Raw genomic sequence first — 16,679 nt, forward strand, 5'->3', positions numbered from 1 at the left:
AAAACATGTAATCATTCACAACTCACCGCCCACCACTCACTTTCAGTTCAATGTACCAGTCGCATAATCCTGTTCCAGCGTACTTTGTCAATAAAATTTTTAGTGCTGTCGATACTCATCCAAGTGATGACGGCTTTACCTACGATGTGATCATCAGGTACAAAGCCCCAGTAGCGCGAGTCTTCCGAGTTATGGCGGTTATCGCCCATCATCCAGTAGTAATTCTGCGCGAAGGTATAGCTGGCGGCTTTCTTCCCGTTGATTAGTACTTCTTTACCAACGCGTTCCAGTTTATTTCCTTCATAAACAGTAATGCAGCGTTCGTATAGCGCCAGGGTCGAGTCGTTGATCGGTATGGTATAGCCTTTTGCAGGGATCTTTAACGGTCCGAAATTATCCTGGCTCCATTTAAAATGTTCGTTATGCGGAAAAAGCTCGGGGTGGTAAACGCCCTTCGGCTCGATAAAAGGTTCAACCGATCTGATATTAGAATAGCTTTTGATTGTGGCAAGGCTTTCGCCGGGGATGATCATTTCCCAGGCGTTTTCGGCTACCTGCCCGCGTACTTCGATATGCAGATCGTCGTAGATTTTAGGGTTTAATCCCGAACCTTGCATTGTTACAATATAGGATGTCTGCGCTTTTTCGGCAGCGGTAAATGGCTTGCCGTTGATATAAACCTGGCTGTTTACGATGGTGAGCAGGTCGCCTGGTGTGCCCTGGCAGCGCTTGATGTAATGCGTCCGCATATCTATGGGCCTGTCGCTTTCAACCGGGTAGTTGAACACCACCGGGTCGCCTTTTTTTACTTCGCCAAATCCCGGCAAACGGAAATAAGGCAGCTTAATGCCATCCCAAAAGGTATTATGATCGCCAACTTTCGATTCCATAAAAGGTATAGCTAACGGCGTCATCGGCATACGCGGACCATAAGCAACCTTACTTACAAATAAATAATCGCCGGTAAGCAACGAACGTTCCATTGATGCAGAAGGTATCGCGAAAGCAGAAAATAATAAACCACGAATAATAGTCGAAGCCACAAACGCAAACACCAGCGCATCGAGCCATTCGCGGGCCTTCGATTTTTTTGCCGCAGGTTTCTTTTTGGTGATAAAAGGTATTCTCATGATTCAGGCAAACGTTTTGCCTGTTTGATTTGCAGAAACCGGGATTGTTACAAACCGTGTTTTTTATTTGTAAAAAATTAATCGCATGCTATTTTATACCGATCCATTTACTAACTTAGATTTTAGTTAACTCGTAATCAATCAAATTAACAATATCATGAAGAAATTCACAGCTACGGCTTTATTATTGCTGCCTGCAGCGGCAATATTCGCGCAAAGCGGCACATTTTCAATCAAAGGCTCACTGCCCAGTGCGGGTGCCACATCCAAGGCTTTTTTATTGTACAGTTCGGATGGTAAGAGTATGACCGACTCGACCCAGGTAGTAAACGGTAGCTTTGAATTTAAGGGCACTGTTGCCAACCCAACCATGGGTACTCTGTTGGTAACTCATTCCGACCAGACTTTAGGTGCACTGCGCCGTTCGCGCAAGGTAGATCTGATAAACCTGTATGTTGAAAATGTAAATATTCAGCTTACGGGTACCGACTCTGTAAAACGCGCTAAAATTGCCGGTTCGAAACTGAACGACGAAAACCAGGCTTTGATAGCTGAATTAAAACCGCTGAATGAAAAAATGACTGCATTATACGCTGAAGAAGGTGCAGTTAAAACACCTACGCCAGAGCAAAGCGACGCTTTCGACGCGCGCGAAGAAGCTATTGATAAAGATAAGCGTGTGATTTATGCTAAGTTTATCAAAGCACATCCGGCTTCGTATGTGAGCCTGAACAGTATCCAGTCTGCAGTTGGTTATTATCCTGAAGCGACCGACCTGGAGCCATTGCTGAACCTGCTTTCGCCGGAGTTAAAAGCTTCGAAACAAGGAAAAGCTTATGCAGATATGCTGCCTAAACTAAGATTGGTAGCTTTAGGTGCAACCGCTCCGGAATTTGCACAGAATGACAAGGATGGTAAATCTATCGCCCTGTCGTCTTTCCGCGGTAAATACCTGTTGATTGATTTCTGGGCCTCGTGGTGCGGACCTTGCCGTGCCGAAAACCCGAATGTGGTAAAAGCATATAACCAGTTTAAAGATAAAAACTTTACCATATTAGGTGTGTCGTTAGATCAGCCTACAGGCCGTGAAAAATGGCTGGCCGCTATAGAGAAAGATGGTTTGACCTGGACTCAGGTTACCGACCTGAAATTCTGGCAAAATGAAGCCGCAGTGCTTTACGGTGTGCGTGCTATCCCGCAAAATTTCCTGTTGGATCCTAACGGAAAGATCATCGCTAAAAACCTGCGTGGCGCAGCTTTGGTGAACAAACTGGCACAGGTTACCGGCGGTAGTGCCAAGTCTGTCAATCCTAAGGGAACAGATAAATAACTATCTATAATATTGCCAAAAATGTCATCGTGTAACCCACGGTGACATTTTTGTTTTACATCCCTTCCATGCTCAAAATCAAACTGACCTTTCTTACTTTCGCGATAAGCGCATTTGCACAAATAACTTGCGCACAGCAGGTTAAACTAAGTAAAGATGTTGCAAATGCCATGAATACCGTCGACTCGGCCGAGATAAAAGCCGACATTAAATACCTGGCCGATGATAAGCTGCTTGGCCGTATGCCCGGCACGCCAGGGTACCGCGCGGCGGTTGATTATGTAGTTGACCGGTTGATCGGTTTAAAAGTGCTGCCTGCCGGCGAAAAGGGTACCTGGCTACAAACCGTGCGCCTGCGAAAAGCCATCGTGCATAACACCTCTCTTATAGCAGCCGGGACTGTACTGCCTGTTAGACCTGCCGACTATGTGATCTATCCTAATCCGTCGGTACCCAAAATTGAATCGGTGGGTAAAGTTGTTTTCGCAGGATATGGCATCAGTCAGCCCGCGTTAGGTTATGATGATTATGCCGGGATAGATGTAAAAGGTAAAGTGATCCTGGTGATGCGTGGCACGCCGGATAAATTTTCATCATCGGTAAAGGCGCATGTCGCCAATACGACCACCATCCTGAAAACTGCTGCAAAACATGGCGCCATCGGGGTCATTATGGCTTCAGCCGATTCGGCGGTTAGGACGCTAACACCGGTAAACAGAGGTGTATACAGTGTTATGGACGATCAGGGTAAAGTAGCTCTATCACGGAGCTATTATTCTGACCAGATCCAGTTCTTTATATCGGCAAAGTACGGTTTGCTGAAATCGTTTTTAGGCGACGAAGTACAAAGCATTGCCAAACAATTAAAAGATGGTACGCCGCACTCGTTTGTGATGGAAAATGCAGGTGTTGCCGTCTCGTATACTTCAGGTTACCAGGATATTGTAAGCTATAACATCGTCGGCAAAATTGAAGGCTCTGATCCGAAACTCAAAAACCAATACGTGGTGCACAGCGCGCATTTAGATCACCTGGGCATTGGCGTACCCGTGCGGGGCGATTCGATCTACAACGGAGCGCACGATAATGCCTCCGGAGTTGCGGGTTTACTGGGCATTGCCAAAGTATACGCACACATGAAGGTTAAGCCCAAACGGTCTGTACTTATTGTGATGGTGACAGGCGAGGAGATGGGCGATCTGGGATCGGGGTATTTCGCCCTGCATCCAACCATACCGGCTAAAAGCATGGTAGCTGATGTGAATACCGATATGCCGACGATAATCGCACCATTGCTATCCATCACTGCTTTGGGAGCCGAGCATTCGTCGCTGGCGAAGCAGGTCGATCAGGCGGCTGGTTATTTGGGTATCAGTGTTGAGCCCGACCCCGAACCTGCACAGGCACGTTTTACCCGCAGCGATCAATACAGCTTTGTGGTGAACGGCATACCGGCGCTGCATGTAAAATACGGCAATAAAACTGCCGATGGCAAAAATAACCTGGCCGAAATTGTAGCACCCTGGCGGGCCAAATATTACCATAAGCCACAGGATGATATCAACGGGATATTTGATTTTGGCTCCGGCAAAAAATATGCGCAACTCAACTTTTTGATAGGTTATTTAGTTGCCCAGGACGTGAAGAAGCCCGTTTGGAATACCGGGGATATTTTTAGCACGCAGCAGTAAGCAACTTAAGCTGTGCCTGTACCGTAATTGAATTATTACACAACAAAAAAGGGTTTGGCAGCAGATATATTTAATTTTGCTGCCAACTGATCTACTATCTATCTCAATTATGGCAACCACCACAGGTTTGGCTGAAGTTTCGCTTATCACCAATTTAAAATGCCCGGAGTGCGGCACTATCCATCAGGCCAACGTTATCAATACAGTTTGTACCAACCCCGACTGCCGTTCGACCCTGTTTGCGCAATACGACCTGGGTACCGGCATCGATAAAGAAATATTAAAAAAACGGCCCGCAGATATGTGGCGCTACCGCGAGTTTTTGCCCGTTGTTGATCCAAAGAATATTGTAACGTCAGGCGAGGGTTTTACACCGGTCATCCCGGTACAAAATTTAAAAGACTTTATCATCGGTAACCAGGTTTTTTGGAAAGACGAGTCGGGCAACCCAACCGGGTCTTTCAAAGCCCGCGGCATCAGCGCGGCTGTGTCCAAAGCTAAAGAATTAGGCGTTAAAGTAATGGCCATTCCTACAGCAGGCAATGCAGGCGGTGCTATGGCGGCTTATGCGGCCCGTGCCGGTATCAAAGCTGTGGTATACATGCCAAAACTTACCCCGCAGGTATTTAAAGATGAGTGCCGCCTGTATGGTGCCGACCTGGTAGAAATTGATGGCAGTATCAGTGATTGTGGTAAGCTGGTTAACGAGCATTCGCTGCAAAATGGATGGTTTCAGCTATCTACATTAAAAGAGCCCTATCGCCTTGAAGGCAAAAAAACCATGGGTTATGAAATAGCGGAGCAGTTTAACTGGGAATTGCCCGATGTAATTTTATATCCTACCGGGGGCGGAACCGGACTGATCGGCATTTGGAAAGCTTTTGATGAGATGGAACAATTAGGCTGGATAGGCAGCAAGCGCCCCAGGATGGTGACGGTGCAATCCGAAAGTTGTGATGGTATTGTACGGGCTTTTAAAGCCGGCAAAACCGAATCGGAATTTGTGGACGGCGGTTTTACTATTGCCAATGGCCTGCGCGTACCAAAACCCTATGCAGATAAACAAATACTCAAAGTACTTCGCGAAAGCAATGGCAACGCATTGACCATAAGCGATGCCGAAATGAGCGCAGCCCTTAAAGAAATTGCCCGCAAAGAAGGCATGCTGATGGCACCCGAAGGCGCTGCCTTATGGCCCGCCTACAAAAAGCTGAAAGCAGATAACTGGATCAGGCCGGGCGAAAGAGTATTACTGATCAATACCGGCAGCGGCTATAAGTACCTGGAGAATATAGTTATTTAAACCGGAAGCTAAAAGCCTGAAGCAAGAAGCCTCCATAAATAATAAAAAGCTTTTTGCCTCCGGCTTCCAGCTTTAAGCTCAATTACGCTGTCTCCAGCGTGGTCAGGCTCAGTATTTCACTTGTTCTTGCACGGGTTTTTTCCAACAGGTCGGCATCGGCAGCCAATGATTTACCATACGACGGGATCATCTCAGCCAGCTTGGTTTGCCACGCATGGGTATGCAGCTGGCCGGCAAAGCAACGCTCCAATAAACCTACCATGATGGATACCGATGTCGATGCACCAGGCGAAGCGCCCAAGAGGGCTGCAATGCTACCATCGCCTGCAGTAACTACTTCGGTACCAAACTCTAATACGCCGCCATGCTCGGGGTCTTTTTTAATGACCTGTACACGTTGTCCGGCTATTTCCAGTTCCCAGTCGCTCATTTTAGCGGTAGGGCAGTAGTCTTTTAAAGCTTCCAGCCTGTCCTCAGGCGATTGGCGAACCTGTTCGATGAGGTATTTGGTCAGCGGGATATTATCCAAACCGGCCGAAACCATTGGGATAATGTTATTGGCTTTGATAGATGACGGCAAATCCAGCAACGAACCATGTTTCAGGAAACGGGTTGAGAAACCTGCATACGGGCCAAAAAGTAATTCTTTGCGCCCATTGATCATGCGGGTATCCAAATGCGGCACCGACATTGGCGGCGCACCTACCGATGCTTTGCCATACACTTTAGCCTGGTGCTGCTCAATCACTTCGGGGTTGGTGCATTTCAGCCACTGGCCACTTACCGGGAAACCGCCGAAGCCTTTACCCTCAGGGATGCCCGATTTTTCGAGTAATAACAGCGAACCGCCGCCTGCACCGATAAATACGAATTTTGATGTCAGCTTACGTTTATCTTTGGTACCGAGGTTTTTAACCGTAATTTCCCAGTTGCCCTGTTTATCCTGTTTCAGATCGCGTACCTCGTGGTTCATGAACATAGAAACACCTTCCTGTTTGTTCAGGTAACCGAACAACTGGCTGCTCAGCGCGCCGAAGTTAACGTCGGTACCGATCTCCATCCGGGTGGCGGCAACCTTCTGGCCAGGTGTACGGCCTTCCATTACCAATGGTATCCATTGTTTTAAAGTAGCTTCGTCTTCAGAGTATTCCATACCTTTAAAAAGGTGAAATTGCTCTAAAGCTTCATGCCGTTTTTTGAGATAATCAACGTTTTCATCGCCCCAAACAAAGCTCATATGAGGAATGCTCCGAATGAATTGTTCAGGATCGCCCACCAGTTTCTGCTCAACCAGGTAAGCCCAAAACTCTTTAGATACCTCAAATTGCTCGGCAATTTTTACCGCCTTTGATGTTTCTATCGAACCATCAGCTTTTTGCGGTGTGTAGTTTAGCTCGCAAAGCGCAGAGTGGCCGGTGCCCGCATTGTTCCATGCATCCGAGCTTTCGCCCGCTACAATGTCCAATCGCTCAAAAACTTCAATAGTAAGGTTGGGGTCTAATTGTTTCAGCATTACGCCCAGAGTGGCGCTCATAATCCCCGCGCCGATCAAAACCACATCGGGGTTTGTTTCGGCAGCTTTCTTCTTCGTAGCCATGGTGTGTTATTAACTATGCAAAGATACGGGCAATAGCTAATATAATTCGAAAAAAAAGAAAGTTATTTATGTAAAAATGACAAATAAATAATGATTTAAATATAAAATTTGCTTTTGAGTGAGAACGCTTTTGTAATCTATTGCAAAACAGGCGTTTCGCACAATAAATTAACTCTGGTGTAACAGAAATTTTAAATAAAAAAATGCTCCGGAAAGCATATCCGGAGCATTTTTAAGGCCGGAAAACGGGTATTTATTGCACTTTGTTATGATCGAGGAAATGGCAAAGCTGCGTGCCTGCGAGTAAAAATGCACCTACGCCATATACTTCAGTGCTGTTTTCGTCAACCTTATCCGGCGCCGCGCCGATTTTCTGTACATAACCCAGCATGCCATCGGCATGGACTGAGGTAGCTAAAGCTTCCCAGGCTTTCTTAACAATTGGCCAATACGTTTTTTTATTGAGCGTGCCGTTATTCAAACCCCAAAGCAGGGCATAGGTATAAAAGCCGGTACCGCTGGTTTCCTTAGGCGGATAGCTTGCCGGATCGAGCAAGGAAGCATGCCAGCTGCCATCGGCTTGCTGTAAGGAAGCGATTTTGGCTGCCATATCTTTGTACAGTTTGATGAAATTTTCTCTGTCTGGACTTTTTGCCGGTAAATTATCAAGCATACGTACCAAACCACCCATTACCCAACCATTACCACGGCTCCAGAATACGTTTTTGCCGTTGGCTTCCTTTTTCTCAAAAAAGGTTTGATCCCTGAAATAAAGCTTCTCGGCGGGGGCGTAGAGATAGTCGGTAGTCTTCCACCACAATTTAGCGGCGCCGTCAATATATTTGGGATTTTTTGTAGCTGTTGAAAGGTAACCCAAAGCAGGCGGGCCCATAAATAGCGCATCACACCACGCCCACTCGCGCAGGCTGATCTTATTCTTCCACTCCAGCGATTCGGTATGCGGGGCATCGATAATGCTATCGGCTTGCGTACGCCATTTGGCTATCATTTTAGGGTCTTTATACACCAGGTACAGGTTTGAGTAAAGCTGGCCGATGCAGTAATCGTCGGCCATGCCTTTGCGCGGCCCGGTGTTCCAGTCGAGGTCGTTACCGATGCTTACCAGGTAGGGCAGGTAAGTGCCTTTTTTACTCATTTTACCTAATTCGAACAAACCGGCGTAGCAGGCGCCGTTTGTCCAGTCGTATTTTTGGTGCGTAAAGCCTTTATCCTTCCAGGTGTTGATCTGCCAGTCGGCAACACGCTCCATGGTTTTCAGGATACTTTTTTGTTTGAACAGGGTGTCTTGCGCAAAAGTGGCAGACGAGAACAGCAGAATAGCCAGATAGATTGCGGTTTTTTTTACAGTTTTCATTACAGGTTAGTGTGGGTTCAATTGGTGAGACCGAAGGTATTACATTCGGCTTTAAAAACAAAAAACCCCGCATCAGGCGGGGTTCAGTATGTTGTTTGGTTAGTTTACAAACTATCGAACGAAAAATCATCGCTCTCCTTCACCACTTCGGTTACTTCGCTGTATTCGTAGCGTTTCTCAACAACCTCCTGGTTGGCTTTGATGTAGTCGATAGTGTCTTTCAACCCTTCTGCAAATTTTTCAAAATCTTCTTTGTATAAAAAAATCTTGTGCTTTACAAAAACACCATCCTCTAAACGTTTTTTGCTCTCGGTTACGGTGATGTAATAATCGTTTGAACGCGTAGCCTTCACATCAAAAAAATAAGTTCTTTTCCCTGCCCTTACCTTCTTCGAAAAAACCTCCTCGCGATCCCTGTTTTCAAAATCTCCCATATAAAAAGTTTGGTTGTTTAAATTAGCTTGGGATAAATATAGAAAAATTTTGAAAGTACAAATGCAAAATTTATCATAAAAATAAATTTTCCTTAACTATTTTATAATATAATCGGACTAATTCTTTAATATTAAGGGGTTTCCTGCTCCTCCAATAGTTGCTTTTCGTACAAGTCGAAATAAGCTCCCTGGGCCTCCATCAGCTCGTTATGCGTGCCTTGTTCCAGTATTTCGCCCTGATCGAGCACTAATATTTTATCGGCATTTTTAATGGTCGATATCCGGTGGGCAATAATAATACTGGTTTTATCCTGCATAATGCCGCCAAGGTTGCTTAGTATTTCCTCCTCGGTTTTGGTATCGACTGCCGAGAGGCAATCATCAAATATCAACACCTGCGGCTGCTTGAAGATACCGCGGGCGATAGATACTCGCTGTTTTTGCCCGCCCGAAAGCGTGATTCCCCGTTCGCCGATCAGCGTTTCAAAACCTTTTTCAAATTCGACGATGTTGTTGTAAACGGCGGCATCGCGTGCTGCCTGCTCAACCGAAGGCATATCAAGCGTATCGGCGCTGAAAGCTATATTATTAGCGATAGTATCCGAAAAGAGGAATACCTCCTGCGGTACGAAACCTATTTGCGAGCGGTAACTTTCGAGGTTAAGCGATGACAAATGTTTACTGTCTACCAATATTTCGCCTCCGCTGATGTCGTACATCCGCATGATCAGGTTGGCAATAGTTGTTTTACCCGAGCCGGTACGGCCGATAATAGCCACCAGTTCGCCCGGGTTGGCGGTGAACGATACATTTTTTAACGCTGTAATGCCCGTATCAGGATAGGTGAACGATACGTTTTTAAATTCGATAGTACCATTTATCGTTTGTGCTGCGGTATTGGCAGGCGAGGCTATCTCGGGCTGCTCGTTCAAAAACTCGTTGATGCGTTTTTGCGATGCTGCAGCACGTTGAGTTAAGCTGCTTACCCAACCCAATGCAATCACCGGGAAGGTAAGCTGGCTCAGGTAAACAATAAACTCGGCAATATTACCGGCGGTGATATTGCCTTTCATTACTTCGATGCCGCCTATATATATGGTAATGACCGAGCTCAGGCCAATAAGCAAAAGCATCATTGGGTAAAATAATGCCTGCACGCGTACCAGCTCCATGCTGTGGGTTTTGTAATCTTCGCTCTCTTTGGCAAAATTCTGCCTTACAAAAGCTTCGCGCACATAAGCTTTAATGATACGGATGCCCGAAAAATTCTCCTGCACAAAGCTCGACAGGGCCGACAGGCGCTCCTGTATCTGCTCGCTGCGATGGTTGATGATATTATTAACGTAGAAGATACTGAAAGCCAGTATCGGCATCGGCATTAACGAAAACAAGGTGAGCCTTACGTTAACCGTAAGCATAATGCCGATAGCCATAATAAACAGCGTGATCATGTTGATGGCATACATAATGCCCGGGCCGAGGTACATGCGCACCCGGCTCACATCTTCAGTAACCCGGTTCATCAGGTCGCCCGTGTTATGGCGGCGGTAAAAAGCCAGCGATAAAGCCTGGTAATGGGCATAGATCTCGTTCTTCTGATCAAATTCGATATGCCGCGACATCAAAATAATAGTCTGCCTCATAAAGAACAGGAAAATACCGCGCAGCAACGACAGCACCAGTACCAATACACCAAACAAAAACAAACTCGACCCGAATATGCCCGAAATAACCGACTGACGGCTAAAGCCCTCAAATAACTGGAACAACCCAATATTTTCGGTGACCAGGTTAAAGGCTATACGCACTACCTGTGCAGGTAGCACGCCAAAAATGTTGGATATGATCACGAACAATATCCCCGGAATCAATCGCCAGCGGTATTTGTAAAAAAACTTATTGAGGTAAGCCAGGTGTTTCATGCTTAAGGCAAAGATAGTGGTAAATGCGCAAATCTTCCGATGCGCAAATTAATTCGGACTGGTATTTATTAATAATTGAAATGGCTCACAGGCAAATAATATTATTTAAAGGCCAAAATCAACATTTAATAACATGCTACACATTAATTAAAAAAAACATCTACTTTTGTTGCAGCGTCAACCTTAATGTATTCAAATAACAAATGTCAGCTATAAACCAACCCGATACTTCCGTTTTTAACCAGCTGAGTATTTTTGGTCATCAAAAAGTTGTTTTTTGTAATGATGCACTTACCGGTCTGAAAGCCATTATAGCTATACACAATACTACACTCGGCCCTGCGTTGGGCGGAGTACGTATGTGGCCGTACAAAACCGAAGAAGATGCCCTGCAGGATGTTTTGCGCCTTTCGCGCAGCATGACATACAAAGCGGCAATTTCGGGATTGAATGTTGGCGGCGGATACGCCGTTATCATCGGTGATTCGCGCCGTGATAAAACCGAAGCATTGTTTCGCAGGTTTGGGCAGTTTGTTAAAAACCTTAACGGCGAATTTATAGCGGCCGAGGACGTTGGTACCAATACCCGCGACATGGAATACATCCGTATGGAAACCGAACACGTAACCGGCTTGCCCGAAAGTATCGGTGGCAGCGGCGATCCTACACCAGTAGCCGCACGGGGGGTTTATATGGGTATCAAAGCTTGCTTAAAGGAGCTTTATGGCAACGATAACCTTGCCGGGAAATCAGTTGCAGTACAAGGTACCGGCCATGTGGGCGAAAACCTGGTAAAACTGCTGCGCGATGAAAACGCCAAGGTATACGTAAGCGATATCGACGACGACCGCCTGCGCCAGGTGGCCAAAAAATACGGCGCCGAGCCCGTTGGCCACAACAGCATCTTCGATCTTGACGTGGATATTTATGCGCCTTGCGCCCTGGGTGCAACTGTTAATACCAAAACCATCAGCCGCTTAAAATGTGCTGTTATTGCCGGCTCGGCCAATAGCCAGTTAGAGGATGAAACCCTGCATGGCAAAATGCTGCTGGATAAAGGTATTTTATACGCGCCCGATTACCTGATTAACGCCGGCGGACTTATCAATATGTACTCGGAGATAGCCAGGTTCAGTAAAAAACGTACGATGCAGCTTACCGAGAATATTTATGATGCCGTACGAAATGTATTAAAACTTTCAAAAGCCGAAAACATACCAACCGTTGAAGCAGCCAATAAAATTGCCGAAAAACGGATAGCCGATATCAAAAAAATAAAAACATCTTTCTAAAAAACAATTTATACTAACCTGTTCCGTTTACGGAACTAAATCGTTCTTACAACATGCTAAACAGAAGGCACCTCCGCGTAAAAGTATTACAGTCATTGTATGCTTACCATCAGTCAGAAAAAAAGGACATTAAACAACACGAAAAAGGTTTGATCCAAAGTGTTGATAAGGTTCACGAAATGTATATCTGGATGCTCTCGCTAATGAACGAGGTAGCGCAGTATGCCGATGTAGACGCCACTACATTGGCCAATAAGTTTTTACCTACTGAAGAGGACCTGAAACCTAACCTTAAAATATTGGGCAATACATTTATCAACTCGCTCAATAAGAACAAGGAATACCTTGCCGCGATAAAAAAATACAAAGTATCCTGGACGTTTGATCCCGAACTCACCAAATCGCTTTTTGCATCATTGAAAACCTCGCCCGAATACAAGGCTTATCTCGAAAAAACGGATGATACCGTTCATTCGGATAAAGATATCATGAAGCATATCTTTAAAAAAGTGATCCTTAAATCGCTTTTGGCCGAACAGTTTTTTGAGGATAAGTTTATCTACTGGCCGGTTGATAAAGACGTTTTGCAGGCCATGATCGCCAAAACCTTCAAGAACTTTGCTTACGAGGAACCTGAAAAAAACAAATTGGCCGAAGTAGTGGTGAACTGGGAAGAAGATGAGGAATTTATCACCAGGTTGTTTCAGTACAGCATCCGCTATGATGACGACTTCCAGGTAATGATCAGCAATAAAACCCAGAACTGGGAACCCGAGCGTATAGCTATGATGGATACCCTGCTAATGAAGATGGCCCTTGCCGAGTTTATGTATTTTCCTTCGATCCCTGTAAAGGTAACCATTAACGAATACCTCGAAATCTCGAAGGAATTTAGCACACCTAAGAGTAATTCGTTTATAAACGGTATCTTAGACAAAATTTTGGCTGAGTTAAAATCAGAAGGAAAGATCAAAAAAACAGGCAGAGGATTAATAGAATAACCAACAATGAGAAAAGTACTTTTAGGCATTGCTGCCGTTGCAATGCTTGCCGCTTGTAACGAAACGTATAAGGATCAGAATGCGAACGCTGCTCAGGGCGCTATGGCAACTGCCGCCGCTCCGGCGTCAAATGCCGACCCGGCTACCGCGCCGATCATGAAATTTGACCTGGATAGCTACAGCTTCGGCAAAATTATGCAGGGCGACTCTGTAGTGCACGATTTTAAATTCACCAACATTGGTAAAACCCCGCTTATTATTACCGATGCCGTGGCAACCTGCGGTTGTACCAAGCCTGAGTGGCCAAAAGGTCCGATAAAGCCAAACGAAGGCGGTGTCATCCACGTCACATTCCATAGCGTTGGCAAATCGGGCCTTCAGGATAAAATGATCACTATTACGGCCAATACTGTGCCTGCGCAAACGATGGTTCACCTGGTAGGCGAGGTTTTGGTACCCGGCCAGACAGCAAATAAATAATTTAAATTACATTTCAAAAACATGACTACAGCTATTTTATTACAGGTCAACAGCCAGGTTCAATCATATATTATGATGGGTTTATTGGCCCTTGTGTTTTATTTTTTCATGATCCGCCCGCAGATCAAAAAACAAAAGGATCAGAAAAAATTTGTTGAAGAATTAAAGAAGGGCGATAAAGTGGTGACCACCGCTGGTATACACGGCAAGATCGTCGAAATTGCCGATACGACGATATTAGTTGAGGTTGACAACGGCGTTAAGATCCGTTTCGATAAGGCGGCCATATCTTTAGATTCGTCGAAAGCGTTGAATGCCGAAAAGAAAGCTTGAATATTCAAAAAGCGATATGGAAGGCTTCACTTTGTGAAGCTTTTTTTGTTTGCGATGGTAACCCGAAGGTCAAATCCTGCTGCGAACGCCCGCATTGTAGTATTTATTCCTAATTTTGATAACCGGGCAATATGGCAATTATCAAACTATCCAAAAACGAACGCAGACGGGTATCGGTATTTATTACCTGCCTTGTTTTGGCCATTGTTGCCTGGTTGTTAACAAGCCTTTCGGCGCAGCAGGAGTATAAAGTAAAAATGGCCGTGGTGTTTACCAATCCGCCCTTACGCAGGTCGTTCCGCTCGTTACAGCCCGATACTATCGAGGCTAAGGTTAAAGGCACCGGCTGGAACCTGTTGTTATCGAGCATGAACGTCGAAAATACCAGCATCAGTGTTAGCCTGAAGGATCTGGATCAGCGCAATTATATTGTGTTGAGCACGCAGCTCGCTGCCATCAACCAAAAGCGCCCGGCCGACCGGCCTATTACCAAACTATTGCCCGATACCTTGTATTTTGATTTCTCATCGCGCGCCGTAAAGCGTGTGCCCATACAATTGCAATACAATATCGGTTTTAAAAAGCAGTTCGGTATTTCCGATCAGATCGTGCTGCGCCCCAACTATGTTACTTTGAGCGGACCGGCAGATGTTTTGGAAAAGATCAAAAGCTGGAAAACCGACTCATTAGTATTGAACGATGTAGAAGCGCCGGTTGAAGAAAGTGTTCGACTGCAGGGGCTGCACGAATCGAACATGACTATTTATCCTAAAACCGTGCGGGTAAGGATACCGGTTGACGAGTTTACCGAAAAAACCGTGCAGATACCCGTAAAGCTCATCAACAACAAAAATTATTATAATGTAAAACTCTACCCGCAAAAGGTAAAGGTTACGTTTATGGTATCGCTCAACAGGTACCCGGGTATCAATAATGAGTTTTTTGAAGCCGTGGCCGACCTTGATCAATGGCACGAAAAGGGGCCGGAAGAACTGCCGGTAAGGCTCACCACTTTTCCTGATTATTGTAAGATTGTGAGCATTGAACCCAAAAATCTTGATTTTATTGTGCGAAAATAATGCTGAAAATAGGAATAACAGGCGGTATAGGCAGTGGTAAAAGTACCATCAGCAAAGTTTTCGAAGTTTTGGGCATACCGGTGTTTTATGCTGATGATGCCGCTAAAGAGGTCATGACCGCCGATCCGGTACTGATCAGCGCTTTGAAAGAAACATTTGGAGATGAAGCTTATTTCAGTGATGGCTCACTCAACCGCAAATACATCGCGAATATCGTTTTTAACGATCCGCAGCAACTGGCAAAACTGAATGCCATAACTCATCCGGCCGTATTCAGGGCATTTGATACCTGGTTGGAGCAAACCCACCATGCGCCTTATGTAATGAAGGAAGCTGCGCTGATGTTCGAAAGCGGCTCGGCAAAGCTTTGCGATAAAAACATCCTGGTTTATGCCCCGCTCGCAATGCGTATCGACAGGGTGGTTAAGCGTGATAATTTAAGCAAGGCAGAAGTGGAGAGCCGTAACGCCCGCCAGTTTACCGATGAACAAAAGATGAAGTTAGCTGATTATGTGATTACTAATGATGATAGTCAGCTGGTCATCCCGCAGGTACTGGCCCTTCATCAGCAATTCCTAACCATGGCGGCAGGCAAATGATCACATCAGATTTTATTGTTGTTAACGAAAATGGCCTGTATTGCCGTTACGGCGACTTTTATCTCGATCCGAAACAGCCGGTACAGAACGCGGTCATCTCACATGCCCATGGCGATCATGCAGTAAGCGGTAATGCCAATGTTTATTGTACCGGAGCTACCTCTGCATTTATGGAACTGCGCTACGGTAAACTGGCCGCCAGGCAGTTTCATTTGTTTGGCTTCCGGCAGATATTTGATATCGGCGGCGTACAGATCAGTTTCATTTCCGCAGGCCACATGCTGGGCTCTGCACAGGTGCTCATGGAATACCAGGGCACAAAGTACCTGTACACGGGCGACTATAAATTACAACCCGATGTTACCTGTGATGCTATCGAATGGGTAAAGGCCGACGTACTGATTACCGAAACTACTTTTGCCGACCCATCTGTTCAGCACCCCGACCCGGTAGCCGAGATCAAGAAACTTAACGATATTAAAAGCAATATCCTGCTCGGGGCTTACGCGCTGGGCAAAAGCCAGCGTTTAATTAACCTCATCACAACCTGGTGCCCGCAAAAGATTATCCTTGTGCATCATCGCATCATGCCCGTCAACCTGATTTACGAGCAATTCGGGTTTTCGCCGGGCAAATATCAATTATACGGCCGCAAGCTAATGAAAGAACAAAAGGAGTACGTTTACCTGGTTCCGCCCTTTACGTTCGATAGTTATTTTAAGGCAAAAGGGGTGAAGCGTTTATTTGCTTCGGGATGGAAAAACCTGCAAACCAACGAGAAAGATACCTTGTTTATATCAGACCATGTGGATTGGAACGATATTTTACAATGTATTGCACTTGTCGAACCAAAGCAGATATGGACCCTGCACGGTGATGGCAAGCACCTGCAGAGCCATTTTAAAGGTAGCATTGATGTAAAATTATTAGGATGACACTGGTTGAAAATGAAGACTATTATATTAACGAAGATGGTAACTTTGTTTTTACCCGCGAGTACCACTTAAAACGCGGTACGTGCTGTAAAAACAAATGCTTGCATTGTCCCTGGAACTATGACCGTACGCCGCAGCAGGAAAGTGATGAAGCCGCCGGATAAGCCTAAGTACAAGT

16 protein-coding genes are annotated in these 16,679 nt (G+C 45.5%); 11 read left to right on the plus strand and 5 right to left on the minus strand.

The annotated features are described in order from the left end of the window. Positions 1 to 47 precede the first annotated feature (47 nt). Entirely contained in the window at positions 48 to 1,130 is a 1,083-nt protein-coding gene (gene lepB, locus BEL04_RS01885; protein WP_065999594.1) for a signal peptidase I, read from the minus strand. 157 nt (positions 1,131 to 1,287) lie between these two features. Between lepB and BEL04_RS01890 the strand changes: the two genes are divergently transcribed. From BEL04_RS01890 to BEL04_RS01900, 3 genes are all read left to right on the plus strand, one after another. Beyond that, positions 1,288 to 2,460: a TlpA disulfide reductase family protein gene (locus BEL04_RS01890; RefSeq protein ID WP_065999597.1), complete on the plus strand. Its 1,173-nt coding sequence runs from the start codon at positions 1,288 to 1,290 to the stop codon at positions 2,458 to 2,460. 68 nt (positions 2,461 to 2,528) lie between these two features. After that, on the plus strand, positions 2,529 to 4,151 hold the full coding sequence (locus BEL04_RS01895) for a M28 family peptidase (protein WP_065999599.1): 1,623 nt from the start codon (positions 2,529 to 2,531) through the stop codon (positions 4,149 to 4,151). Positions 4,152 to 4,260: 109 nt separating this feature from the next. After that, a complete protein-coding gene (locus BEL04_RS01900; RefSeq protein WP_065999601.1) occupies positions 4,261 to 5,454 on the plus strand; it encodes a threonine synthase in 1,194 nt (397 codons plus the stop codon). 82 nt (positions 5,455 to 5,536) lie between these two features. On the opposite strand, the gene BEL04_RS01905 is transcribed toward BEL04_RS01900, so the two are convergent. The 4 genes from BEL04_RS01905 to BEL04_RS01920 form a co-directional block, all read right to left on the minus strand. After that, a complete protein-coding gene (locus tag BEL04_RS01905) occupies positions 5,537 to 7,051 on the minus strand; it encodes a malate:quinone oxidoreductase (protein WP_065999603.1) in 1,515 nt (504 codons plus the stop codon). Between the two features lie 253 nt (positions 7,052 to 7,304). After that, the gene (locus tag BEL04_RS01910) at positions 7,305 to 8,426 is read right to left on the minus strand and encodes a glycoside hydrolase family 105 protein (protein WP_065999604.1); all 1,122 of its coding nucleotides are present in this window, start codon (positions 8,424 to 8,426) and stop codon (positions 7,305 to 7,307) included. Between the two features lie 104 nt (positions 8,427 to 8,530). Next, a complete protein-coding gene (locus tag BEL04_RS01915) occupies positions 8,531 to 8,860 on the minus strand; it encodes a DUF3276 family protein (protein WP_065999606.1) in 330 nt (109 codons plus the stop codon). 131 nt (positions 8,861 to 8,991) lie between these two features. Next, positions 8,992 to 10,782, minus strand: coding sequence for an ABC transporter ATP-binding protein (locus BEL04_RS01920; RefSeq protein WP_065999609.1), 1,791 nt, complete (start codon positions 10,780 to 10,782; stop codon positions 8,992 to 8,994). Positions 10,783 to 10,985: 203 nt separating this feature from the next. Between BEL04_RS01920 and BEL04_RS01925 the strand changes: the two genes are divergently transcribed. The 8 genes from BEL04_RS01925 to BEL04_RS24135 all read left to right on the plus strand — a co-directional run bounded on the left by BEL04_RS01925 (position 10,986) and on the right by BEL04_RS24135 (position 16,665). Further along, positions 10,986 to 12,074 carry a Glu/Leu/Phe/Val dehydrogenase dimerization domain-containing protein gene (locus BEL04_RS01925; RefSeq protein ID WP_065999610.1) on the plus strand — a complete coding sequence of 363 codons (1,089 nt, stop codon included), beginning with the start codon at positions 10,986 to 10,988 and terminating at the stop codon, positions 12,072 to 12,074. Between the two features lie 53 nt (positions 12,075 to 12,127). Then, on the plus strand, positions 12,128 to 13,075 hold the full coding sequence (locus BEL04_RS01930) for a transcription antitermination protein NusB (protein WP_065999612.1): 948 nt from the start codon (positions 12,128 to 12,130) through the stop codon (positions 13,073 to 13,075). A gap of 6 nt (positions 13,076 to 13,081) precedes the next feature. Beyond that, complete coding sequence (locus BEL04_RS01935) at positions 13,082 to 13,555, plus strand: DUF1573 domain-containing protein (RefSeq protein ID WP_065999614.1); 474 nt, start codon at positions 13,082 to 13,084, stop codon at positions 13,553 to 13,555. A gap of 21 nt (positions 13,556 to 13,576) precedes the next feature. Then, entirely contained in the window at positions 13,577 to 13,888 is a 312-nt protein-coding gene (yajC, locus tag BEL04_RS01940; protein ID WP_065999616.1) for a preprotein translocase subunit YajC, read from the plus strand. 131 nt (positions 13,889 to 14,019) lie between these two features. Next, a complete protein-coding gene (locus BEL04_RS01945) occupies positions 14,020 to 14,967 on the plus strand; it encodes a CdaR family protein (protein ID WP_065999617.1) in 948 nt (315 codons plus the stop codon). After that, entirely contained in the window at positions 14,967 to 15,566 is a 600-nt protein-coding gene (gene coaE / locus BEL04_RS01950; protein WP_175403977.1) for a dephospho-CoA kinase, read from the plus strand. Before BEL04_RS01945 ends, coaE begins: the two co-directional genes overlap by 1 nt. Further along, entirely contained in the window at positions 15,563 to 16,501 is a 939-nt protein-coding gene (locus BEL04_RS01955) for an MBL fold metallo-hydrolase (RefSeq protein WP_065999619.1), read from the plus strand. Before coaE ends, BEL04_RS01955 begins: the two co-directional genes overlap by 4 nt. Further along, complete coding sequence (locus tag BEL04_RS24135; RefSeq protein ID WP_175403978.1) at positions 16,498 to 16,665, plus strand: DUF5522 domain-containing protein; 168 nt, start codon at positions 16,498 to 16,500, stop codon at positions 16,663 to 16,665. The genes BEL04_RS01955 and BEL04_RS24135 overlap by 4 nt, the downstream gene beginning before the upstream one ends. Positions 16,666 to 16,679: the final 14 nt, after the last annotated feature.

This window comes from Mucilaginibacter sp. PPCGB 2223 (assembly GCF_001705515.1).
Taxonomy (GTDB): domain Bacteria; phylum Bacteroidota; class Bacteroidia; order Sphingobacteriales; family Sphingobacteriaceae; genus Mucilaginibacter.